This is a genomic window from Arthrobacter sp. NPDC080073 (assembly GCF_040686575.1).
Taxonomy (GTDB): domain Bacteria; phylum Actinomycetota; class Actinomycetes; order Actinomycetales; family Micrococcaceae; genus Arthrobacter.
Genome location: NZ_JBFBKR010000003.1, coordinates 341,399 through 363,048, shown reverse-complemented (window position 1 = coordinate 363,048; position 21,650 = coordinate 341,399). Strand labels below are relative to the sequence as shown.

Sequence of the window (21,650 nt, the reverse complement as noted above, 5' to 3'; positions counted from 1 at the left end):
GCCGGCGAACCGCCCGCTTGAAAGCCCGAAGAAGCGAGAGAAGGCCCCGTCCATCTGGACGGGGCCTTCTCTGTGCTAGCTGCGGGAGCTAGTGGCTAAGGCTCTTGTGCTCTTCGACGGACTCGATGGCCTCATGGTGGCCGTGTCCGTGCGCAGCTTCAAGCTCGGCCGGGGTTGCCGGAGCAACACGGTCTTCGAAGAACCACCTGGACAGCGCCGCGCGGCGCTTCTCCTTCGGGGTGACGACGCCGTGCTCGTTCGGCTCGGCCGGCAACGGTGAAGGCGACTCGAAGCCCACAAGCTTGTACTGCTTGTAGTCGTCCAGGGGCGCGTGTACCTCGATGAACTCGCCATGCGGCAGGCGCACGATACGACCCGTTTCCCGGCCGTGCAGGGCGATCTCGCGGTCCTTGCGCTGCAGCGCAAGGGCTACGCGCTTCGTCACCATGAATGCGAGGATCGGGCCGATGAAGAACAGCGTACGCAGCCAGTACGTAACGTCGTTCAGGGCAACGTGGAAGTGCGTCGCGATGAGGTCCGAACCGGCAGCGGCCCACATGACGCAGTACCAGGTGAAGCCTGCGACGCCAATGGCAGTACGGGTAGGAGCGTTGCGGGGACGGTCCAGGACGTGGTGCTCCCGATTGTCCTTGGTGATCCAGCGTTCGATCCACGGGTACATGAACAGCACCGTGAAAATGATGCCGGCGGGAACCAATGCGGGCAGCAGCACATTCAGCGTCAGCACATGGCCGAAGATGATGTACTCGAAGTGGAAGTCATTGACAACGCCGGGCATGAGCCGCAGGGCACCATCGACGAAGCCGATGTACCAGTCAGGCTGGGTACCTGCCGACACGGGGGAGGGGTCATACGGCCCGTAGTTCCAGATCGGGTTGATCGTGAACATCGCAGCCATGAGGGCAACGACACCGAAGACGATGAAGAAGAAGCCGCCGGCCTTTGCAGCGTAAACCGGTCCCAGGGGGTAACCGACGACGTTGCCGTCGTTGCGACCCGGGCCGGGGTACTGCGTGTGCTTGTGCACAACCACCATGAAGAGGTGGATGACGATCATCAACAGAATCATGGCCGGGACGAGCAGGATGTGCAGCACGTACAAACGGCCGATGATGGCTGTTCCCGGGAACTCGCCTCCGAAGAGGAAGAACGAGATGTACGTTCCGATCACAGGGATGGACTTGATGACACCGTCGATGATTCGCAGGCCGTTGCCGGAGAGCAGGTCATCAGGAAGCGAATATCCGGTGAAGCCTTCGGCCATGGCCAGGATGAGCAGGACGCCGCCCACTACCCAGTTCATTTCACGCGGCTTACGGAAAGCACCTGTGAAGAAAACGCGCAGCATGTGCACACCAAGCGACGCCACGAACAGCAAGGCTGCCCAGTGGTGGACCTGACGGAAGAACAAGCCACCGCGGATGTCGAAGGAAATGTTCAGCGACGAGTTGTACGCTACCGACATTTCGACATTGGTCAGCGGCGTGTATGAACCCGCATAGTGCGTCTCCGCCATGGACGGGTCAAAGAAGAACGTCAGGAAGGTACCCGACATGAGGAGAATGACGAAGGAATACAGCGCCACCTCACCGAACATGAAGGACCAGTGGTCGGGGAAGACCTTCCGGCCGAATTCACGCAGGATTCCGGATCCGCCGACGCGCTCGTCAACGAAGTCCGTGATCCGGCCAACCTTGGTTTTGGGTACGAAGGGGACTTCAGCTGTTGATGAGGCGCTCATGCTCGTCACGCTCCCAGTAACTCGGTCCTACAGGTTCTTTGAAATCGCTCGTCGCTACGAGGTAGCCCTCAGCGTCTACCGCGATGGGCAGCTGGGGGAGCGGGCGGCTGGCGGGGCCGAAGATAACCTTGCATTCCTTGGTGAGGTCAAAGGTTGACTGGTGGCACGGGCACAGCAGGTGGTGCGTTTGCTGCTCATAAAGAGCAACGGGGCAACCGACGTGGGTGCAGATCTTGGAGTAGGCAACGATTCCGTTGTAGCTCCAGGTTTCGCGGCCCTTGGAAATCGTCAAGTCATCCGGGTTGAGGCGCATGAGCAAAACGACGGCCTTGGCCTTCGCGTTGAGCTTGCCCTCCTGGAGTTCGTTGAGGCCTTCCGGGATCACGTGGAAGGCAGAACCGATGGTCACGTCCGATGCCTTGATCGGAGTTCCGTCGGGGTCACGCGTGAGGCGCTTGAGCTTGCCGTCCTGGGGAGCCCACATGGTGTGTGCGAGCGTGGTGTCCGGGCGGGGACCAAGGTCACCGAATACTGCCAATGCCGGGAGGGGTGCCAGTGCCACAGCACCCAAAAGGGTGTTGCGGATCAGCGGGCGGCGCTTGATGCCGGTTTCCTCGACGATGTCCTCGACGATTCGCACGGCTGCCTGCCGGTCTTCCTCGGTCCGGATGGCGTGGCGCTCTTCCGATACCTCGTGGTCCGGCATGAGGGCCTTTGCCCAGTGCACGATGCCGGTGCCGATGCCGAGCATCGCAAATGCGGTGCCAAGGCCTAGCAACAGGTTTTGGGTGCGGATCGTTGCGATCGTGGAGTCGTGCCCAAGATCGATGGCAAAGTACGACACCAGGAAGATCACCGTGCCGATGACGGAGATGCCAAACAGTATGGCCACCTGCCGCTCGGCTCGCTTGGCGGCTCTCGGGTCCGTGTCAGCCAGGCGCAAACGGTGCGGAGGAAGCCCAGGATCCTGGAACTTCTCCACAACATTCTGACCAGCCGTAGCTACGGTGCCCGAGTGGTTCGGACTGCCGTCACTATGGTTGCCCATAATTCGCCTCATCCTTCTCTCGTTGTCCCGGCCTTAACCGGGTTGATGTTCAATTCAAAACTGCTGTGGGGACAGCAGAAGTTTTTGTAATGCGCTGGCCTAGGACGTACGCGACGTCAGCCAGATGGTGAAGGCGATGATGACGCCGAGCCCTGCAACCCAGACGAAGAGACCTTCGGATACCGGACCGAGGCCTCCGAGGTCGGCGCCGCCGGGCGAGCCGTTGGCTTCGATCTTCTTCAGGAAGGTAATGATGTCGCGCTTGCCCTCAGGAGAGATGTTGGCGTCGTTGAAGACGGGCATGTTCTGCGGACCAGTGACCATGGCTTCATAGATGTGCTGGCCCGACACGCCGGCAAGTGCCGGAGCGAACTTTCCACGGGTCAAGGCACCGCCGGCAGCTGCGGCGTTGTGGCACATCGCGCAGTTCACGCGGAAGAGCTCGCCACCCTTGGCGGCATCTCCGTTTGCGTCGAGCAACGATGCGTCGGGAATGGCCGGGCCGGCGCCGAGGGATGCGACGTAGGCCGCCAGCTGCCGGGTCTGCTGGTCGTTGAACTGCCTCGGCTTTTCCTGGGCCTGGGGTCCGTTCATCTGCATGGGCATACGGCCGGTGCCAACCTGGAAGTCAACTGCAGCAGCACCCACGCCGACCAGCGAGGGGGCGTCCTTGGTTCCGCTGGCGCCCATGCCGTGGCAGGTGGCGCAGTTGGCGGCAAAGAGCTTGCCGCCCTCTTGGACATCGCTGGCGCTGTAGCTAGTGGTATCTGCCTTCGCCTGGTTGACCGTTGTGGCAACGGCGTAGAGCCCACCAGTGACGAGGAGTCCCATCAGCAGCAGCGCAATGGCTGCCAGTGGATGACGTCGCTTCTGCGAGAGTGCCTTCACGTGGTGGTTCCTTTATTCGATCCTGCGTCGGCTCCGTGAGCCGCTTCTTTAAAATTCATCCTCTTGTGCAACAAGAGTCGGTGCCGGCTACTTCAGTACGTAGATGACCAGGAAGAGGCCAATCCACACAACATCCACGAAGTGCCAATAGTACGAGGTGACGATTGCCGAGGTCGCTTCAAAGTGTCCGAACTTCTTGGCGGCGTATGCGCGGCCAATGATGAACAGGAAGGCGATGAGGCCGCCGATGACGTGGAGACCGTGGAAGCCGGTTGTGATGTAGAACGAGGAACCGTAGGCGTTGGCCGAGAGCGTAACGTGCTCGGACACAAGCATTGCGTATTCCGTGGTCTGGCCGGCAACGAAGAAGGAGCCCATGATGAACGTCAGGATGAACCACTCGTTCATGCCCCAGCGGGTGAACTGAAGCACACCACCTCGACGGCGGGGCTCAAGTCGCTCGGCAGCGAAGACGCCCATCTGGCAAGTGAAGGAACTCGACACGAGGACGATCGTGTTTACAAGCGCAAACGGGAAGTTGAGCTTGCCGGTTTCTTCCGCCCACAGCGCGCCTGAGGTGGAGCGCAGTGTGAAGTACATGGCGAAGAGACCGGCGAAGAACATCAACTCACTGGAAAGCCACACAACGGTTCCAACGGAAACCAAATTGGGGCGATTCAGCGTCGGGTGCGCCGGGGTACTGGGGGCATGGGTCGCAGATGTCACAAGGACATTATGTCTGTAAAAGTCCGGACTTCCCAATGCGAACCGCCATTTGGGGAGACTTTTTCTACAAAGACGCGAATTCGCGCGGAAAAGTTCCCGGCGTCCTTAGCATTGGTCACGGAGCACGGTGGATCGCTAGCATCAAGTGGTGACTTCACAGGCATCTGCAGAGCAGGCAAGCAACTCGTGGCCCGGACTCATCTCCGCATTGATCAACGGGCATGACCTTTCCATCGAGAACACGGCATGGGCCATGAACACGATCATGTCCGGGGAAGCCGCGCCTTCCCAGATCGCCGGTTTCCTGGTTGCCCTGCGCGCCAAAGGGGAAACGGTGGATGAAGTCACGGGACTGGTCGAGGCGATGCTCTCCAACGCCAAAGCTGTGAACATTCCCGGCGAAAAGCTTGACATCGTGGGCACCGGCGGCGATCGGCTCAACACGGTCAACATCTCGACCATGGCTGCCCTTGTCGCGGCCGGCGCGGGAGCGCGCGTCGTAAAGCACGGGAACCGGGCGGCATCGTCGTCGTCGGGCTCCGCCGACGTCCTGGAAGCGTTGGGCGTGAGGCTCGACTTGCCGATCGAGCGCGTGGCCCGCAACGCCGAAGAGGCGGGCATCACCTTCTGTTTCGCCCAGGTATTCCACCCGTCGTTCCGCCATACCGGTGTTGTGCGGGCGGAACTTGGCATTCCCACTGCCTTCAACTTCCTCGGACCGATGACCAACCCGGCCCACGTCCAGGCCTCGGCCGTGGGTGTTGCCAACGCCACGATGGCTCCGTTGATCGCGGGGGTCCTGGCGCGCCGGGGGAGCCGCGGGCTCGTGTTCCGCGGCGAAGACGGCCTCGATGAGCTCACCACCACAGGCCCGTCGACGGTGTGGGAAATCAGGAACGGGAAAGTCATCGAGCAGCGGTTCTCGCCGGCGGATCTTGGGATCGCTGCGGCGACCGTCGCCGATCTTCGAGGCGGCAACGCCGAGGCGAATGCCGCCGTCGTGCGCGAAGTACTTGGGGGGAAGCCGGGCCCGGTCCGGGACGCCGTGGTGCTCAACGCCGCTGCGGGCCTCGTGGCCTTCGACACTGCTGCCGACGGGCCGTTCCTGGATCGAATGAAATCGGCCTGGCTGCGGGCTGCGGAATCCATTGATTCCGGAGCGGCCATCCGCGTCCTCGACACATGGGTGGGACTCACCCAAGGGTAGGCAGGACGCCGGGATTCCGGCGGTTACTGCTCGAAGCCCAACGAAAACGCGGCATCCAGATCATGCTGCGAATAGGCGCGAAAGGCGATGTGCGTGGTGGTGTGAACCACTGCGGGAACCTTGGAGAGCTTGTCGGCGATGACGTCCGCCAATTCCTCATGCTTCGCCACGCGCGCCACGGCAATAAGGTCCCATTCCCCTGTGACGGAGTAGACCTCGCTGATCCCTTGGATGGCGGAGATCTCCTCGGCCGTCTCCGGGATGCGTGAAGCGTCGGTCTTGATCAGGACGAAAGCGGTGATCACTGGGGGCAGCCTTTCCGAAGTGCAGCAGTGGACGTAGCAAGCCTAGTGCATCGGCGGGTGCTTAGGACTGGCGGCTGCGGCGGCGGACGCGCACCACGAGGGCGATCACGGCGCGGTAGCCAAGCAGCAGGATCGCCAGGCTGATCAAGGCGACAATGATGAACGCGAGCACCACGGTCTGTCCGGTAGCAGCACGCAAGAGCATGCCCCCGGCCACCGTTGCAATCCATACAACGACGCCGGCCGGCCAGGTCTGGAAGGGTGCCCGCCACGCCCGCACGGCGAGCCACCCGATCGCCGCACCGGCAAGGAACGGCCAAGCTGTGGCAAAGACCCCGGCCAGCACATCGGCGCGCTGGTGTGCGTCGCGGCCGATGGCCGCGAAAACAAGAATAAGAACGGCGTCGGCCAGCCCGGCAATGACGGCAGTGCGGACGAAGGTTGGTTTTGAAGCAGGCATGGAAACGACACTATCCCGCACTGATGCCGAACTCGAACCGAAGGTCCCGCTCATGCCCCTGGACCCTTGAACCAGCACGGGGTACCGCGGAAGATGTGGCTACGACACTTGAAGCGACTATCCCCGGAGGTACGGCATGAGGCTGATCCAGGTTGCCCAGCGGGCGGCCGATCTTGACCGGGCATCGGCGTTTTACTCCCGGCTGCTAGGCAGTGGGCCGAGCGGAAGATTCGATCCGCCCGGCCTGCTATTCTTCGATCTCGACGGCGTCCGGCTTCTGCTGGATCGAAGCGCTCCGTCGTCGCTGATCTATCTTGACGTAGCCGATCTCCGGCGCTCTGTTGAGGAACTCCGCGCCTCCGGGGCCAACATCGTCCAGGAACCACAATTGGTTTACCACCACGTCGACGGGAGCCTCGGGCCGGCCGGAACCGAGGAATGGATGGCCTTCATCGAGGACAGCGAGGGCAACACAGTGGGCCTCGTCGGCCGCGAGGCAAGCCGCGCCTGAAAACCGGGGCTGCCGCCGTCGGGCCCGAAAAATCTGGCTGTAGATGGTCCCGGCGTGCGCTGTTAGCATGACGAAAAGGTAGCTGATCGTGCTGCCCCCAAACACTGAGGAGCCATGTAATGACCACGAACCTCAACCCCTACATCAGCTTTCGCGACAACGCCAAGGAGGCCATGGCATTCTACCAATCGGTCTTCGGCGGCGAGCTGACCCAAAGCACCTTCGCGGAGTTCCACGCGAGCGAAGACCCCGCCGAAAGCGACAAGATCATGCACTCGGCACTCAAAACAGACAACGGAATGCTGCTCATGGCGGCAGACACCCCCAACAGCATGGATTACAGTCCCGGAAACAACATCTCCGTCTCCCTCAGTGGCGACGACGAAGCAGAACTTCGCGGATATTGGGACGGACTGGCCGACGGCGGGACGGTCACGGTGCCGATGGAGAAGGCGCCGTGGGGGGACATCTTCGGGATGTTGACTGACAAGTTCGGCATTGCCTGGCTGGTCAACGTTTCGGCGGAGCAACCCCAGTAGCACGAAAACAGAAAGCGCCCTCCGCCACGCAATGCGAGGCGGAGGGCGCTCTGTCTTCTGGGGCTATCCGACCGGGTTGGTCGTCTGGCAGGTCTGGTCCTGGGCGGTCTGGGCGACGACGTCGTTGGGCTTGGGGGCCGGAAGTGTCGGCTTGTCGCCTGTGGCGAAGTCCTGTCCGGCATAGAGCTGGACTCCCTGGACACTGGCGACCTGCTGCACGCTCGTCGCAGGCAACCCGAACATTGCAGCGACGTCCGCGGCAACGTCGGCAAAACCAGCACCGTAATAGACCATGGTCTGTGGCCTGGCATCGGCTTGGATCTTGGCCAGCTTCGTGAATCCACCGGCGGAGAGCAGCGATCCGATCTCCTGGCTTCTGCCGGTCACACCCGTTCCATTGGCGACGGTGACCGGTTGAAGGGCCTTGTTGTATCCGGCCTTCGGAGCTTCGGTCGATGGAGCAGGGGACGCCGCGGCACTTGGTCCGGGCTGGCTGAGGTCCGGGCTCTTCGTCAAGGCGGCAAAGAAGTTGCTCGCCGCCGGTTGGTCGAGGTCGAGCCTATTGGGATCGGAGGCGGCCGGGACGTTGGGCACGGTGATGAAGTTGACCTTGGCCGGGTCAATGTTCTTGAGCCTGCCCGCGATGGTCAACAGGGCCGGAACCGATGCGAGTCCGTTGTCGACGGTGAGGTTCTTCGTGACCGTATCGGCGATGCCGAGCATCTTCTGGGGGTTTCCGAGTGTTCCGTCAGCTTTGAGCTTCCGGACGAGGGAACCGAGGAACGATTGCTGCGCTTTGATCCGTCCGAGGTCTCCGCCGTCGGAAAATGCATGGCGGGTGCGCAGGAAGGCCAGGGCCTGGTCGCCTTCCACCTGTGAGGTGCCCTTAGGCAAATGCAATCCGGAGTCGGGGTCGTTGACGGCGGTGCTCACGCAGACGTCGACGCCACCGACGGCCTTGGATAGTTCGGTCACTGCGTTGAAGTCGGCCATCATGAAGTGGTCAACCTCCAGACCCGTGAGCTTGTTGACGGTATCAACGGCGCAGCCGATGCCTGCCTCGGCCATGGCGCTGTTGATCATCGCATTTTGGCGTTCGGGGTATTGCTTGCCGGTTTTGTTATCCGTACAAGCCGGCACATCGACCAACAAGTCGCGGGGGAAACTGATGACGTTGACGTGGTTGTTGTCCGCGGAAATATCCAGCAACATCATGACGTCCGATTGGCCGTAGCCCGAGGATTGGTCGGTGGTGCCGAACTGCCCGTTCTTCCCGCTCCTGGTATCAGTACCCAGAACCAGGATTTGAAGCCGGTCCTTGCTGTCGTCCACCGGTCCTTCCGTCCTGATGCCACCGGCGCCGAGCGCGGACGACGAGATGTTGGACTGAAGGCGCCATACCCAATACCCTCCGAACGCGATGACTGCGATCAGCAGGACAGCCACTGCGGCGCTGGTGATTTTGAACCAGCGGGGCGAGCGGCGAAAGCTGAACCGCCGGCTGCGGGCAGCCAGCTTTCCCTGGCCCGGATAGGCGACAGGGGGTGACTGACCCGGCTCCGGGCTGGGTGCATCGTGGCGAGTGACCAAAAGGGAAACTACCTCTCCAGGGATAATACGGACTGCCCTATTGTAGCCGGGGGTTCTGGGAAGGTTCGGTGAAGCCCGCGGCACCGACCTATTCGTTGTGAATAGTATTTGGTCCCACGGAACGGGCTGCCAGCGTCGCGTCCTTACTGTTCCCGGTATGAGGCCAGATTCAGTACGCAAGCCGTCGGCTGTGCAATTGTCCATGTTCATGCTCGCGTGTGCCGTTGGAGTTCCGGTGCTCACCGCTCCTCCTGCGAATGCTTCGTCAGCGGCTCTTTCCGTCGCTCCGGACCCAACTCCCACCAAGCTGGACTTCGCCAACGTCAACGGAGACACGTGGATCGTACCGCCCGGTGTGCGTTCCATCGATGTCCGGGCCTTGGGCTCCGCCGGCGGCGGTGGCGGACCAATCAATATTCCTGGTACCCCTCTTGTTGTGAGCAATGATGGTCCCGGCGGAGCGGGGGCCGACATTCGTGCCACCCTGCAGTGACGCCGGGGGAGACCCTGAAGATCTACGCTTCAACACCTGGCGGGGGGACAGGGTCGCGGCATAATCCAGGGGTCGGCGGACTGGGATTCATTCGCGGAGGTTCAGGTGGCACCGGTTCCCTCGCCGGATCTGCCGGTGGCGGTGGCGGCGGCGCGAGCGCCGTAGTCAACGGGAAAGGGATCCCGCTTGTGGTCGCCGCCGGCGGCGGCGGGGGTGCAGGCCACGGGGCTGCTTTCGTGTACTGCAACGGCGGTGCCGGGGGTGCCGCCAACCAGAATGGCCAGTCAGCGGACGGGTGGTGCGCAGGCGGGGCGCCTGGCGCCGACTCCGGAGTCATCGGGCCAAGCGGCGCAGCGGGAACCGGTGGCGGCGGAGCCGGAAACTCGTCCAGCGGCGGCGGAGGAGGCGGTGGCGGTGGCGGTTGGCTAAGTGGTTCAGGTGCTCTTGGCAGCAGCGTCGGCGGCGCCGGCGGCGGTGGCGGTGGCGGCGGCAGCAGCTACGTTGACCCCACCGCGAGCAACGTGATCAGGGGATACAACGCGGGCAGCGGTTGGGTCAGCTTTTGGTACACCCCCGACTACGCCACAAAGACCAGTGTCGTGGCGACGGCGAATCCTTCCATCTTCGGCACCCCCGGCGGCTACGTCGCAACAGTCGTCAATTCCGATCTTGGCGGGCTGGTTCCACGTGGCGAGGTTGCAGTCACGGACAAGAGCGGCACGGAGCTTGCAACCGCTCCCGTCGACGCCGCTGGAACTGCCAACATCAGGGCAATCGACCTACCCGCGGGTTCCCACGATCTGGCTTTCAATTACCGGCCACGCAACACTGGTTCCTACAAATTCCAGTCCTCCACGGCATCCCTGAACCAACTCGTACAGCCTCTCGCAACGCGGATCGTCAATACGACGGTTTCCGCCGAGCTGCTGGGCAAGCCCGCAAGGATAACCGGTACGGTGTCCGCTGACAGTGCCGCGGCGGCCGGGCCGGTCACGACAGCCTCGAGCGCTTCTTCTCCTGTTGTGCCCACGGGGCAGGTGACTTTGAGTTTGAACGGCAACGTTCTTGCAATTGCGCCCTTGGATTCGCGCGGTGACTTCACCACCACGATCCCTTGGGCCGAAGGTAGTCGCACAGTTCAACTCACGTACGACGGCGACACCAACTTCAGGCCCGCAGAACCGGTGACGGTTCAAGTGAACGCCGCGAGGGCACAAGCGACCGTCCTTCTTGTTCCATCGTCAACTTCCGTCTTGGAAGGCCGGACTGTGGACGTACGGGTAAGCGTCACGGCGAGCAGTTCGCTCCCGGTGCAGCCTGGCGGAACCGTCATTTTGACAGTAGACAACCGGGTCCGACTGCCTGAGGTTACCTTGGTCTCCGGCTCGGCCGCTGTCACCCTTCCGGCACTGTCCATAGGGAACCACGAAATAAAAGTGGACTACTCAGGCGACACCTATTTCCGGCCCGCTTCGGGAGCGCCGGCTTCAATTGCCGTGACGGCTCCGGCCGTGCCTACGGCTCCGACCGTGCCCAGGGTTGCGGCGGCTGTACCCGCGGCGACGGGTCCGGCGTCGTCCACCGCGGCCTTGCCCGCAGCGTTGACGGCACCGTTTGGCACCCTCGCGAACACCGGGCCCAACGGTCCGGCCTTTGCCGGATTGGGACTCGGGGCCGTTGCCGCGCTCGTTCTCGGTTTGTTCCTCCGGCTATGGAGCCGCCCACCACACCTTGGTGGCCCCCGGGGCCAACAGGGAAGAAGGGGTTGATTTGCCCATAATATGGCGGCATGACGTCACGCACGGTCGTACATCCGGGACTGTCAAACGATGAGACTCCCGCCGCTGTCCTGAAAAGCACACGCCAGTACGGAGGCGGGATTGTTGTGCTCACCGGGATTCAGGGGATCGGCAAAACGACGTGGTGCCTGCAACTCATGGATGCTTTGAGGCGGGCAAACGTGGTGGCCTGCAGCGCGGACACTTTCGAAAGTACCCTTGCGCTCTCCTTTATTGACAAGCTTCTTGTGGCTCTGGGCCATCGCGGGGCCGAACCCCTCTCAGATGTTGTCATGGCCGCCCGCCAACTATTGTCTGCGCTGGCTGCCCGGCCCAAGAACATTAGTTGCATGGTCATAGACAACGCCCAATGGATAGATGAACGCTCCGCCAAGGCCCTGCGGTTCGTGCTTCAGAGACTCGCAGACGACAAGATCACAGTCGTCTTGGCAGGTGTCTCAGGAGCCGGTACCGCTGCCATCGATCGGATGGTGAGTGATGACCTGTCCTGGGGCTTTATCAAACGGGTCACCCTGGAACCGCTGAGTCCTGAACAGGTCCAGGATTACGTGGCGCAAGTCTGGGATCGGACCATATCGGCGCGCACTGCGGAACGCCTTCGACGGAGCACCGGAGGTACCCCCTTGTTGATCAACGCCGCAATGGAGCATGCGGCCGGGCCGGAATCCTCCGCCCAGAACCCCTGGCCCGATGCGGTGCCCTATGTCGCCCCCGGAAAGAATCCCTTTGCCGCCATGCTCGACGCATTGGAGCTTGGACCTGCCCGGTCCGTCGTCGAGTTTGTGTGTGTCAGTCGCGACCCGATTGAACAAGATCGCGTGCAGCGGATTGGCCACGCTTTGAATGAACCAACGGATGTCGCGGCGGCACTGGCGAGCGGGCTGGTCCGGGGCACCCGGACGGGGCAGACCGTGCAATTGCGCCCGTTTCATGATCTGCTCGCTGTCGGGGTGCGGGACAGCCTCAAGAGCCACCGCTTGTCTTCCATCCATCGTGCGATTGCAGGCGAAGTCGATGATCCGAGACTTGCTTTGCAGCATCGATTGCTTCTGCAGGAACCAGGGACGGCCGAGCTTTTTGCGGAGGTGAGCTCCGGCGTCGATCACGCTTTGGCGGATGGCCAGCCGGAACTCGCGTTGCAATACCTACGCTCGGCGATGGACAGGTTCAGCGGAAGCCGCCGGGACGACTGCATCATCGAGGCTTGTCTCGTTGCGTCCGTCCATCATTGCATTGCCGAAGTGATGGACCTTCTGCCTCAGGTGCAATCCATGCTTCCTGACGCGGTGCGGGACTTCGCGCTGTTGTAGTTGCTCCAGATGAGGCCGGACCTGGACCGAACGGGCCAATTTGCCGAGGAGCTGATCGCCAAAGAGCTGGACCACCCTGACGAAGCCCTGTTGCGGGCACACATTTCGTTGGCGATAGTCGTCTCACGGATGGTCTCCGACGACAAGTCCTCCACCGCCGTCGCTGTCGCCCAAGCACACCGGCACCTGGCGCATCTGGGCCAGACCAATGGGAAAGTCCACGACCCCCGGCTTCGGCACCTGCCGTCAGGAACGGAGCTGGGCCTGCAATTCGATGGATTCAGCCTCATCGGCGCAAGCGGCACCCAGGATCCCGATCTGATCTCGAAGGCTTTCGCGTCGCTCAGCGCAAGGATCGCTGGTGCGAACGACAGTCCTGCCCTGACCGACGCGCTCACCTGCAGAGCCGGTTTCCTCAGCGTTACTGGTGGCATCGAGCAGGCCACGGTCGATCTGGAGAGGGCCATGGAGGTCTCCGCTTCGGCCGGTGCGGGCCTGGCGATCGGGCACGCCAGGGTCGTGCTTGCATACTGCTATTTCCTGCTCGGGAGGATGCAGGAAATGCTGACGGTGATCCGCACGGCGCAACTGCTTTCCCTGGATGTCAGCGATGTCTCCTCCCGCCCCCTGGTTTTCTCGATGTCCGCGGTCGTCGAGGCAGTACAAGGCCGTTCGGAAACATACGAGGCTGCGTTGCGCCGCGCGGAAGAAGTCCGAATCAGCGACTATGACACCTTTGGAGTCGAACTCAGTGGCCTTGCCCGGCTCGAACGGGCCCGTTCCTTGGCTGACTGGCAACAGCAGCTGGAGGCATCCGAGGCGATCACTTCGGCCACGCCGTCGATGCACAGCTACAGGATTGACGCCTTGGCTGGACTGGGCTGGGCGGAGGAAGCGGACAGGTTGTTGCAGGCCTGCAAGGAGATGGACGGTCGCGGATGGTGGCCGGTGTATGGCTCGCTGGACTGGTTGGAAGGCAGAGTCAGCGAAGCGTATGGACTCTCCAGCCAGGCGGCCAGGTTCTACCGGCTTGCGGCGAAGGAGTCACGCTTCCCGTTGTCGCAGGGTATTGCCCACCTCGATCTTGGCCGGCTGCTCATCTCGCTTGGAAACGCGAAAGCCGCCGGTACCGCACTGAGGGGCGCCGTGCGGATCTTCCTCGCACTAGGTGCCGCCCCGTACCTCAGCCGCGCGGTGAAGTTGCTCGACGGGCTGAGCGGCAGGCCTGGCAATCCGTACCTACAGGCATTCGAGTCCCTTACTGGACGTGAACGGGAAATCGCCTTCTATGCCGAACGCGGCATGACCAATAAGCAGATCGCCGCCCAGCTATTTGTTTCGCCGGCAACTGTGAACTTCCATATTCGGAATGTCCTGGCCAAGCTTGGCCTCCGCTCCCGCCGGGAACTCGGTCAGCGATTCACTGCCGGCTTTGAAGGCTCCGCTTCGAGCCAAGCCCGCATGCCGCCGCGTCATCCCTTCTGATCCTCGGGCTCAATGCCCCGCGGCGACGGCAGGAATGCTGCGGTCGAACGCCGTCAGGACCACCATCGATGCACCAATGGCGAGCAGAATCCAGGCCAGCGTGTGGAAACCCGCGTCGGTGGCAGTCGGCCCGAAGGCGATGCCGATGAGGCTCGAGGACCCGATCGCCCCCAAGTACATTGACGTCCGCAGCAACCCCGAGGCAACGGCGATCTCCGCGGCAGTCGTCTGCAGGTACAGCGCCGCCTGGTTGGCGAAGCTGCTGAAACCGTTGGTCAGGCCCAGCAGCATGGTCATCCCGATGAGCAGCACGACGCCGGAGCCGTGGTTCACCAGCAGCATCACGCCTGCGGAGAGCCCCAACGCGACGCCGGCAAGGACCAACGGCCAACGGACCCACGCCCGACCCGAGACGACCCGCGCCACGATGATGCTCAGAAGGCTCAGCGGAATCAGAACCAGCCCTACCGTCGCCGGGTTCAGTCCCATACTTTGTTCCATCCATTGGCTGGCCCCGTACATCGAGGCATATGTGGCCAGTGCGGCCAGGATCGAACGCAGGTAGGTTCGCTGCAACGGCCCGTTCCTGCCCAGCATCCGGACGTCGATCAGCGGACTGCGCGCTTGCCGTTCGCGCAACAAGAGCACCCCCGCCAGCACCGCAGCCAGCACCGCAAGCCACCAGGCCGGCGTCGTGAGCGCCGAAAGGAACACCAGCAGCGAGATGATCGCACCGGCAAAGAGGGCGATCCCCGGCAGGTCCAGCATTGTGAGCAGGCTAGCCAGGCCCTGTTTTCGGACCGGCGCGTCTTTCGCCACTCCGAGCAAGGTGAAGGTGAAGGCCAGCAGGGCCAGCGGTATGTTGACTGCGAACAGGGCCCGCCAGCCGAACGCTCCGGACAGCACTCCACCCAGTGGCAAGCCGACGACGGCGGTCACCTGGGCTGCGATCGAAAAGTTGCCCAGGATGCGGCCCGGCACCCCGATGCCGGACTCGTCTGCACGCCGGCGGACCAGCGCCATCGCCGTCGGGTAGCAGGCTGAAGTCCCGATGCCGATGAGCGCCCGCGAAACGAGCAGGAAGCCCAGGTTTGGAGCCAGTACTCCGACAACTCCGGCCAGCAGAAGGACGGCGACTCCGGAGAGGAAGACGCGCCTGGGCCCAAAGAGGACAGAGAGTTTGCCCATGGTCGGTTGGGCCACGGCGCTGCATAGGTACAAGACGGATATGAGCCCGGCGGTGGCGCCCGGACTTGAGCGAAAGTCGGCCCCGATGCCCACCAGCGCCGTGGCGATCATCGAGCTGTTGATCGGGTTCAGGGTGGAGCCGAGCAGCAGTGGTGCCGTGAACCTCCAGCCCAGCGGGTTCGACGGCCGGCTCGCATCGTCGGAAGCCGGGGCGCCGGCCGCGTTCCGTGGGGGAGCCAATGGTGAATTGCCCGGGTCCGCCGAGAGGCCCGATGGCCGGGCAGCGTCGGGCGCGGTCACGGCCGGGTGGCTTTGAGCACGTCCAGGATTTCTTGCGTCGTTCCAGTCTCGCCCAGCCGGGGAAAGATCGTCGTGACGGAGTTTTCGTGGGCGCTCATGGTCAGGTCGGTCATCGCGTCCAGGGCGAGGGTGACATTAAGGCCGGCTTCGTAGGCGCTGCGCGCAGTGGATTCCACGCCGATGCTGGTGGCTACACCGGTCAGCACCACCTGGGTCACACCAAGGTCTTCCAAGAGTGCGCCAAGACCGGTGTTGGTGAATGCACCCCACGTCTTCTTCGTGACAAGGTGATCGCTTGGTTGCTGGTTCAGTTCAGGCAGGAGTTCGGCGAAATCGGCGGGGAACTCCCTTCGCGCGCTGCTGCCTTGATCTGTCCGGCCGGGCGCGCCGCCGGTGACATTGACCAGAACCACGGGCAGTCCCTGGCTGCGGAAGGCGTCGGCGAGTGCGGCGGAATTCCGCACGACGGGTTCGAGGGGATGAGCTTTCGGGGAGGCAACTATTCCCCGCTGAAGGTCAACAATGATCAGGGCGGTCTGTGGGTCCAGGGTGGTGATCGTCATGGATATCACGGCTCCAAAAGGCGTTTGAGTAGGTCAATGGCGCCGGGCAACCTTTCCTGCTCGTCCGGCGTCAGTTTGGATTGGATGGTGCGGTAAAGCCAATCAGCCTTGGCCGCCCGGCTGGCCCTGATGCTCTCCCGGGCTTCGGCTGTGAGGGACAGGATCCTCTTGCGGCCATCGGCCGGATCAGGGCCGCTCTCAACGAGTCCAGCGCCGGAAAGGGCGGAAATGATGGCTCCCATGGACTGCGGGCGCATTCCCTCGGCGCGGGCCAGCGCGGACAACGTGGCCGGGCCGTCACGTTCCAGGTGGATCAGCACGGCCTTTTGCGCATTCGTCAGGTTGTCCACATGGGACTGCTCACGCAGCCGCCGGGTCAATTGGCCGATGAGGACACGAAGCTCGGCGGCAGCTTCGAGCATGCCCGCCGCGTCGGCATCCGGGTGGGGGTTCATAACAATGACGCTACCAGATAGTAAGGCAAACTGAAAAGGTTGCCTTACTATCTTCGCTCGGGGACCGCGCCGGGCATGGGCGGGTTAGGAGGGTTCGGTGATCTCAACGGCTTCACCACTCACGACGATTCCGCCCTGCGGAGGAATGTCGACAGTGAGCACACTCGCGCGGCCGACGTGGCTTCCTTGATGAACAATCACCCGGATTGGCGACCCCACGAGCGATAGCAAACGGAGATATCCGCCGAAAGCCGCGGCGGCTGAACCGGTTGCCGGATCCTCAGTGATGGTTCCGACGGGGAACAGGTTGCGCGAGTCGAACGCTCCGCTACCGATCTCATAGAGCGTCGTGACGGTGCCCGCCCAGCCTTGGGCATCCATCAACGCGCGCATGGCATCAGGGTCGAAAGCGAACGAGTCAAAGGTGCTCCGTTCGGCGAAGACGAGAATGGGGTGCCAGTTTCCGGCAAAAGCGACCATCGGAGGGTAGCCCGGGTGCAGTGCACTTTGGCCCACGCCGAGCAGTCCGAGCAGGGAGTCCAAAACACCATCAGGGAACTCGGCGACCCGGGGTTCCACGCTCGTGAAGCTTGCCGTGACGGCAGTGCCATGCGGTGCCGTCTCAATCGCAACGGGCCCTACCTCCGTATCGAATACAAAGGTTCCCGCGCCATCACGCGCTGACTGCGCGACAGCCAGAGCGATAGTGGCATGGCCGCAAAACGGCACTTCAGCGATGGGGGAGAAGTACCGCACACGGTTTCGGCGGGCGTCCGCGTTAACGCTCTTCCCGGTCACATAGACCGTTTCCGCATAACCGATCTCGGCCGCGATGGCCTGCATCCGGGTGTCGTCGAGGCCGGTTGCGTCCAGGACTACTCCTGCCGGATTTCCTCCGTCGGGAGTGGAGGTAAAGGCGGCATAGCGCAATACATCAGGGGTCTGTTCCATCCGGTTATCGTGGCACGGAAGTCGCCGTCATGCTCGAACAGCATTTGCCCTGTTTGGAGTTCGACGGCGGTACCGGGCCGAGAGCGTGATGGCTTGGGAGAATGAGGGAACGTATCGTGGATCCAGAAGGGGTCCGCAGCCGTTGTTAGACGGGGTGAAACGACATGAAGTTGACGACCACGACCAACGTCTCAGTGGACGGCGTGATGCAGGGGTTGGGCGGCCGGGACGAAGATCGCAGAGGAGGCTTTGACCGCGGGGGATGGGCAATACCGCTTATCGACACCGAAACCGGTGACTATCTCAGCGCCGTCTATGGCGGCGCGTCCGCGTTCCTCATCGGCCGGCGGACCTACGAGATTTTCGCCCCCTACTGGGGAGCGATGATCGATCCGGGCACGAACCCAATCGCGGCCGCGTTGAACAGCCGGCCCAAGTACGTGGCGTCGACCAGCCTCACCGATCCGCAATGGGCGGGCACAACTGTCCTGCCCGGCGACCTCGCCACGGCCATCGGCGAGCTGAAGGCGCATCACGACGGCGACCTGCTGGTCCCGGGCAGCGGCGTCCTCGTCCGATGGCTGCTCGCCAACAACCTGGTCGACCAGCTCGATCTGCTCACATATCCCGTGGTCGTCGGCCAGGGCACACGGTTATTCCCCGAATCCGGTCCAGACCTAGCGCTCGAGCTGGTCAACTCACGGACGACGCCCCGGGGCATCACCATCCAGACTTATCGGCCGGCTGGGCGTCCGGAGTACGCAACGTCCACGGTCGACCCGGAGGATGTGTTCTAGCTATTGCGTGGCCGGGATCACTTGGTGGGCAGTCCAGCCCGATTATGGGGGATTCGACGTTCCAAGCTATAGGTGGGAACAGGTTCCGTCTCTACTTGGCGAAAATCTCCTTGACCTGCTCGCGTGGTGGAGCATGCGCAACAGTCCACGGGCCAAGACGGATTATGCGCAACAGTCCACGACCATGGTCATCCGAGGGCGGGTTAGAGGCTGATGATTGATTCATCTGATGAGATACGCAGATTATTACTGGTAACCGTGCATATTCGATCCTGAACTATTCTGCCCAGCTCCGGCTAAGCGCTGGTGGGTATCTGTCGATGCTCAAGACCTTCGGAACTAGTCGGCAGAGAGACTTTCGGGTTTTGCCCAACGTTCGCCATTCGGTAACGGGACGAGCTTCCTAACAGCGTCGTTCTTGCGCTTGCTCCCCAGTCCCGCCCTGAGTTCTTGAAGCCCTGGGTGGCCAGCCAATACTCCTACGTCCTCCGGCTGCAGATGTGCCATATCGACAACCCCGACCCGTCGGAGCGAACGGGCTGTCAGCAGAGGCGACAAATCGGTGAGACCCTTCATGGTCTCAAGCCAGACTGTCTCTAGGTGCGTGAGTCGCGAGAGATCGGGAAGTTGCGTGACCTGTTTCAGGGATTGAAGGAAGAGATAGCTGAGGTCTTCCAGCTGAGCTACGGGGGAGAGGTCGTGCAGGCCCCGTACCATCCAAAGCTCCAGATAGTCGAGTTTGCCGATGGTGGGTAGGAGTGCCAAATCGCGAGTGCCACCCAGTTTGAGGTCGAGCGCCCGGAGTTGCCTAAGAGGCTGCAAAATGGATAAATCTGCCAGCGTAATGGACCGGAGGGTGACGCTTCGTAGGCTCCTTAGCTCGGAGATCGTTTCGATGTCTTTTGTCTGTCCCTCCAGATAGAGGCGGCGGAGGCTAGTGAAGCGACCCAAGGGTTTGAGCGACAGCTTCTTTTTCGTCTGCCCGAGTCCAATCATCGAGGCCGATTCGGGAAGGTAGCCCAGACCATCTATTGACTCAAGTGAGTGGTAGAGCGTGTCTGCGGAGAACTTGTGGAGCGCGGGAAAAAATCGAAGAAAATCCAGGTCACGGATGGAGCCATCGTAGGAGGCGTACGCTCGTAGGGTGACTGAGGGATACTGCGCGATCCATTCGGAAAGCCGCCTATAGTCGCTCTCCGTTAGCGCCTTGCCGAACTGTACTGTATGACAACGCGGGTCGAGCGGTCGCAGCATGTGGGCTGTGATTGGGGACTCGATGACACGAAAGAACGGATAGTCGCCGCCAAGGACGTTTTCAGTCACCCGGTTCCCCTCCTTCGGTAATTTCACACTCTAATGACCCTTAGTGACTTGCCAGGCCCTGCATGCGATTGAAGACCCACGGACACCATAGTGCCAGAGCTGCCCCAGCGCGTGGCAGGAATCAGTGTCCGCGCGGCGCGTAGCGGGACCACGGATCCGCGGCCGCGGTGGCGTGCTTTTGGGTGACTTGGTAGCTGTATCCGAGCATTTCTGCGACGAGTGGGGCCGGAACCTCGGCGACCAGTCCGCGGAGGGAGGCGTTGCGGGCTCCCCGGACGTTGATGCCTACTTCCCGGAGGCGTTCCATGAGCGTGTTCGGGTGGATGTGTTGCCCGGGACGGTAGCCAGGAAACAACCACTCGCTGCCGGTGCTGCTCCCGGTTCGCATGTTCGGACGTGAGGCCAGATGTTGTGTGAGTAGTGACGCGAAGGGCTCGGGGACGGGTGCGGGGTCGCCTTCGCCGAGTGACAGTCGCAATCCGTCGGGTGTGATGATCACGTCGGTGCTCTTCATCGCGGCAATCTTCACGACTGGCTGGGCGTAAAGCAGCAGGAACGTGGCGGCGACCCGATAGGCGAGTGTATCGACGTCGTCTGTGAGGCATGCCTTGAGCATGGAGAGTCTCTGGTCCTGGCTTAGGAGGGGGACGGTCCGGGCTTGCCGGTGTCCGATGGCGATGTTGGTGCAGGTCCGGTTCCTGACAGCCCAGACGAAGAATGTTCGGATGGCGTGCCTGGTGGTGGGGCCGTCGGCAAGCCAGGCGTCGACGTCGGCTTGGACGCAGGAAGCAACCGCCCGCCCGTGGGTGGTTTTGAGCCAGGTGAGGAACTTGATGGTTTCGGTGATTTTCCTGCTTGGCACTGTGCACGGGACCGCGGGTGGGTTTCCCGTCCCCGGAGAGGCTGCGGATGCGACGTAGGTGGTGCCAGCGGGCGAAGGATTCGACGGGCCGGCGGATCTCGGGGTCCTCGATGTCCTCGAGCTTGCTGGCCAGCCACCGTTCGAAGAGCGCGAGGTAGTGGTCGCGGTTCGGGAGCAGTTTGTGGTGGGTGAGCAGGCTGCGTAGGTGTTCCACCCGCTTGCTGTTCGGTTCTTCATCCAGCGCCTCGTGGTTGAGAGGAACTTTGCCGGTGGCAATCCGTCCGAGGAGGTCTCTGACGCCGGCGTCGCGAAGCCAGGTCAGGATGCTTTCGGGGCGTTCGGCTTCGCAGAGGGCAGTGAGCAATTTCTCCGCCGCCGTCTTGGCCTCCGCACTTCTCTGTTCAATGCGGAGCAGCACCGTGAGGTCGTCCCGCAGCGAGCAGCGGGCGCATCTGTCTTGGCGATAGTGCTCGGTTTCGGTGCCGCAGCGCGAGCAGTGGTAGTCCTGGGTGATGCCCGCGCAATCGACACAGATGGGATTGTTGCCATGGGCAAGGGCTCGTCCGGGGAGCATGCGGTCCATGCCGCATCCAGGGCACGACCCGTGCGTGCGCATGGCAACCGTGAAGCAGGTCCCGCAGATCCTGCCTTCGGGCCAACTGGCGCGGTGTTTGCCGGCCATCCTTGAGCACCGGTCACACGTGAAGGTCCCTGCGCTGCGAGGGCGGCCCCGCACGATAGGGCGCGGCGTGATGTCAGCCGTCATCGCGGATCACTCTGGCGCGTTTGGGCCGGATGGTCTTGTTCAGGTCCACGACATTGGCGTTAGAGGCGATCTTGCGGACTTTCGCATCCGCGGCCGTGACGGTGATGAGGTCTTCGGGGCCGCAGGCGAAGATGTCGCAGAGGGCCGAGACCATCATCAGGGACACGCGTTCTGGTCGTTGCGTGACGAGCCGGTAAACCTGTGAGGCCGAGAGTTCGATCCCGCGTTCCTTCAATAAGGGGCTCAGGTCGGTGCTGTTGTGCATGCCGCGGGCCGCCATGAGTTCGGCAAGCCGCCACCGGTAGTCGATCTCTCGTTTCAT

The 21,650-nt window shown here is 62.5% G+C and carries 24 protein-coding genes; 10 read left to right on the top strand and 14 right to left on the bottom strand.

The window, feature by feature from the left end; genetic code table 11:
- Window positions 1–88 precede the first annotated feature (88 nt).
- The 4 genes from AB0O52_RS05855 to AB0O52_RS05840 all read right to left on the bottom strand — a co-directional run bounded on the left by AB0O52_RS05855 (window position 89) and on the right by AB0O52_RS05840 (window position 4,424).
- Window positions 89–1,762: a cytochrome bc complex cytochrome b subunit gene (locus AB0O52_RS05855; RefSeq protein ID WP_364534697.1), complete on the bottom strand. Its 1,674-nt coding sequence runs from the start codon at window positions 1,760–1,762 to the stop codon at window positions 89–91.
- Complete coding sequence (locus AB0O52_RS05850; RefSeq protein WP_364534694.1) at window positions 1,740–2,810, bottom strand: Rieske 2Fe-2S domain-containing protein; 1,071 nt, start codon at window positions 2,808–2,810, stop codon at window positions 1,740–1,742. The genes AB0O52_RS05855 and AB0O52_RS05850 overlap by 23 nt, the downstream gene beginning before the upstream one ends.
- Before the next feature lie 99 nt (window positions 2,811–2,909).
- Complete coding sequence (locus tag AB0O52_RS05845; protein WP_364534691.1) at window positions 2,910–3,698, bottom strand: c-type cytochrome; 789 nt, start codon at window positions 3,696–3,698, stop codon at window positions 2,910–2,912.
- Between the two features lie 87 nt (window positions 3,699–3,785).
- A complete protein-coding gene (locus AB0O52_RS05840) occupies window positions 3,786–4,424 on the bottom strand; it encodes a heme-copper oxidase subunit III (RefSeq protein WP_084784675.1) in 639 nt (212 codons plus the stop codon).
- A 148-nt stretch (window positions 4,425–4,572) separates the two neighbouring features.
- Between AB0O52_RS05840 and trpD the strand changes: the two genes are divergently transcribed.
- Window positions 4,573–5,631, top strand: coding sequence for an anthranilate phosphoribosyltransferase (trpD, locus tag AB0O52_RS05835; RefSeq protein WP_364534688.1), 1,059 nt, complete (start codon window positions 4,573–4,575; stop codon window positions 5,629–5,631).
- Between the two features lie 23 nt (window positions 5,632–5,654).
- Here trpD and AB0O52_RS05830 read toward each other — a convergent pair whose 3' ends face one another.
- Together AB0O52_RS05830 and AB0O52_RS05825 are read right to left on the bottom strand one after the other, a co-directional pair.
- Window positions 5,655–5,936 (bottom strand): Lrp/AsnC ligand binding domain-containing protein, encoded by a 282-nt coding sequence (locus AB0O52_RS05830; RefSeq protein ID WP_078108932.1) that lies wholly within the window; start codon window positions 5,934–5,936, stop codon window positions 5,655–5,657.
- A 61-nt stretch (window positions 5,937–5,997) separates the two neighbouring features.
- Window positions 5,998–6,396: a DUF3054 domain-containing protein gene (locus AB0O52_RS05825; protein ID WP_364534685.1), complete on the bottom strand. Its 399-nt coding sequence runs from the start codon at window positions 6,394–6,396 to the stop codon at window positions 5,998–6,000.
- 136 nt (window positions 6,397–6,532) lie between these two features.
- On the opposite strand from AB0O52_RS05825, the gene AB0O52_RS05820 reads away from it, so the two are divergent.
- Complete coding sequence (locus AB0O52_RS05820; RefSeq protein ID WP_364534682.1) at window positions 6,533–6,907, top strand: VOC family protein; 375 nt, start codon at window positions 6,533–6,535, stop codon at window positions 6,905–6,907.
- 119 nt (window positions 6,908–7,026) lie between these two features.
- A complete protein-coding gene (locus tag AB0O52_RS05815) occupies window positions 7,027–7,446 on the top strand; it encodes a VOC family protein (protein WP_364534679.1) in 420 nt (139 codons plus the stop codon).
- 63 nt (window positions 7,447–7,509) lie between these two features.
- Here AB0O52_RS05815 and AB0O52_RS05810 read toward each other — a convergent pair whose 3' ends face one another.
- Complete coding sequence (locus AB0O52_RS05810; RefSeq protein WP_364534676.1) at window positions 7,510–9,036, bottom strand: LCP family protein; 1,527 nt, start codon at window positions 9,034–9,036, stop codon at window positions 7,510–7,512.
- Between the two features lie 157 nt (window positions 9,037–9,193).
- On the opposite strand from AB0O52_RS05810, the gene AB0O52_RS05805 reads away from it, so the two are divergent.
- The 4 genes from AB0O52_RS05805 to AB0O52_RS05790 are packed head-to-tail and all read left to right on the top strand — an operon-like array spanning window position 9,194 to window position 14,123.
- The gene (locus tag AB0O52_RS05805) at window positions 9,194–9,529 is read left to right on the top strand and encodes a hypothetical protein (RefSeq protein WP_364534673.1); all 336 of its coding nucleotides are present in this window, start codon (window positions 9,194–9,196) and stop codon (window positions 9,527–9,529) included.
- Window positions 9,526–11,298 (top strand): Ig-like domain-containing protein, encoded by a 1,773-nt coding sequence (locus AB0O52_RS05800; protein WP_364534670.1) that lies wholly within the window; start codon window positions 9,526–9,528, stop codon window positions 11,296–11,298. Before AB0O52_RS05805 ends, AB0O52_RS05800 begins: the two co-directional genes overlap by 4 nt.
- Window positions 11,299–11,318: 20 nt before the next feature.
- Window positions 11,319–12,638 carry an AAA family ATPase gene (locus AB0O52_RS05795; RefSeq protein WP_364534667.1) on the top strand — a complete coding sequence of 440 codons (1,320 nt, stop codon included), beginning with the start codon at window positions 11,319–11,321 and terminating at the stop codon, window positions 12,636–12,638.
- 9 nt (window positions 12,639–12,647) lie between these two features.
- Window positions 12,648–14,123 (top strand): LuxR C-terminal-related transcriptional regulator, encoded by a 1,476-nt coding sequence (locus AB0O52_RS05790; protein WP_364534664.1) that lies wholly within the window; start codon window positions 12,648–12,650, stop codon window positions 14,121–14,123.
- 9 nt (window positions 14,124–14,132) lie between these two features.
- Here AB0O52_RS05790 and AB0O52_RS05785 read toward each other — a convergent pair whose 3' ends face one another.
- From AB0O52_RS05785 to AB0O52_RS05770, 4 genes are all read right to left on the bottom strand, one after another.
- Entirely contained in the window at window positions 14,133–15,611 is a 1,479-nt protein-coding gene (locus AB0O52_RS05785; protein ID WP_364534661.1) for an MFS transporter, read from the bottom strand.
- Window positions 15,608–16,174, bottom strand: a complete 567-nt coding sequence (locus AB0O52_RS05780) for an isochorismatase family protein (RefSeq protein WP_364534658.1) — start codon at window positions 16,172–16,174, stop codon at window positions 15,608–15,610. Before AB0O52_RS05780 ends, AB0O52_RS05785 begins: the two co-directional genes overlap by 4 nt.
- A gap of 5 nt (window positions 16,175–16,179) precedes the next feature.
- Entirely contained in the window at window positions 16,180–16,629 is a 450-nt protein-coding gene (locus tag AB0O52_RS05775; RefSeq protein ID WP_364534655.1) for a MarR family transcriptional regulator, read from the bottom strand.
- Between the two features lie 84 nt (window positions 16,630–16,713).
- A complete protein-coding gene (locus AB0O52_RS05770) occupies window positions 16,714–17,580 on the bottom strand; it encodes a PhzF family phenazine biosynthesis isomerase (protein WP_364534652.1) in 867 nt (288 codons plus the stop codon).
- Between the two features lie 164 nt (window positions 17,581–17,744).
- On the opposite strand from AB0O52_RS05770, the gene AB0O52_RS05765 reads away from it, so the two are divergent.
- Window positions 17,745–18,377, top strand: a complete 633-nt coding sequence (locus AB0O52_RS05765) for a dihydrofolate reductase family protein (protein WP_364534649.1) — start codon at window positions 17,745–17,747, stop codon at window positions 18,375–18,377.
- Between the two features lie 339 nt (window positions 18,378–18,716).
- On the opposite strand, the gene AB0O52_RS05760 is transcribed toward AB0O52_RS05765, so the two are convergent.
- Together AB0O52_RS05760 and AB0O52_RS05755 are read right to left on the bottom strand one after the other, a co-directional pair.
- Window positions 18,717–19,700: a hypothetical protein gene (locus tag AB0O52_RS05760; protein ID WP_364534646.1), complete on the bottom strand. Its 984-nt coding sequence runs from the start codon at window positions 19,698–19,700 to the stop codon at window positions 18,717–18,719.
- 121 nt (window positions 19,701–19,821) lie between these two features.
- Window positions 19,822–20,562: a hypothetical protein gene (locus tag AB0O52_RS05755; protein WP_364534643.1), complete on the bottom strand. Its 741-nt coding sequence runs from the start codon at window positions 20,560–20,562 to the stop codon at window positions 19,822–19,824.
- 61 nt (window positions 20,563–20,623) lie between these two features.
- Between AB0O52_RS05755 and AB0O52_RS05750 the strand changes: the two genes are divergently transcribed.
- Together AB0O52_RS05750 and AB0O52_RS05745 are read left to right on the top strand one after the other, a co-directional pair.
- Window positions 20,624–20,767 (top strand): hypothetical protein, encoded by a 144-nt coding sequence (locus AB0O52_RS05750; RefSeq protein WP_364534640.1) that lies wholly within the window; start codon window positions 20,624–20,626, stop codon window positions 20,765–20,767.
- Window positions 20,768–21,250: a hypothetical protein gene (locus AB0O52_RS05745; RefSeq protein ID WP_364534637.1), complete on the top strand. Its 483-nt coding sequence runs from the start codon at window positions 20,768–20,770 to the stop codon at window positions 21,248–21,250. It abuts the gene before it with no gap.
- Between the two features lie 67 nt (window positions 21,251–21,317).
- Here AB0O52_RS05745 and AB0O52_RS05740 read toward each other — a convergent pair whose 3' ends face one another.
- Window positions 21,318–21,650, bottom strand: coding sequence for a helix-turn-helix transcriptional regulator (locus AB0O52_RS05740; RefSeq protein WP_284762929.1), 333 nt, complete (start codon window positions 21,648–21,650; stop codon window positions 21,318–21,320).

Coding starts and splice junctions, on each gene's coding strand:
- AB0O52_RS05850 (WP_364534694.1), bottom strand. CDS start 2,810: ATGGGCAACCATAGTGACGGCAGTCCGAACCACTCGGGCACCGTAGCT.
- AB0O52_RS05765 (WP_364534649.1), top strand. CDS start 17,745: ATGAAGTTGACGACCACGACCAACGTCTCAGTGGACGGCGTGATGCAG.
- AB0O52_RS05815 (WP_364534679.1), top strand. CDS start 7,027: ATGACCACGAACCTCAACCCCTACATCAGCTTTCGCGACAACGCCAAG.
- AB0O52_RS05770 (WP_364534652.1), bottom strand. CDS start 17,580: ATGGAACAGACCCCTGATGTATTGCGCTATGCCGCCTTTACCTCCACT.
- AB0O52_RS05780 (WP_364534658.1), bottom strand. CDS start 16,174: ATGACGATCACCACCCTGGACCCACAGACCGCCCTGATCATTGTTGAC.
- AB0O52_RS05820 (WP_364534682.1), top strand. CDS start 6,533: ATGAGGCTGATCCAGGTTGCCCAGCGGGCGGCCGATCTTGACCGGGCA.
- AB0O52_RS05855 (WP_364534697.1), bottom strand. CDS start 1,762: ATGAGCGCCTCATCAACAGCTGAAGTCCCCTTCGTACCCAAAACCAAG.
- AB0O52_RS05795 (WP_364534667.1), top strand. CDS start 11,319: ATGACGTCACGCACGGTCGTACATCCGGGACTGTCAAACGATGAGACT.
- AB0O52_RS05790 (WP_364534664.1), top strand. CDS start 12,648: ATGAGGCCGGACCTGGACCGAACGGGCCAATTTGCCGAGGAGCTGATC.
- AB0O52_RS05775 (WP_364534655.1), bottom strand. CDS start 16,629: ATGAACCCCCACCCGGATGCCGACGCGGCGGGCATGCTCGAAGCTGCC.
- AB0O52_RS05740 (WP_284762929.1), bottom strand. CDS start 21,650: ATGAAACGAGAGATCGACTACCGGTGGCGGCTTGCCGAACTCATGGCG.
- AB0O52_RS05805 (WP_364534673.1), top strand. CDS start 9,194: ATGAGGCCAGATTCAGTACGCAAGCCGTCGGCTGTGCAATTGTCCATG.
- AB0O52_RS05825 (WP_364534685.1), bottom strand. CDS start 6,396: ATGCCTGCTTCAAAACCAACCTTCGTCCGCACTGCCGTCATTGCCGGG.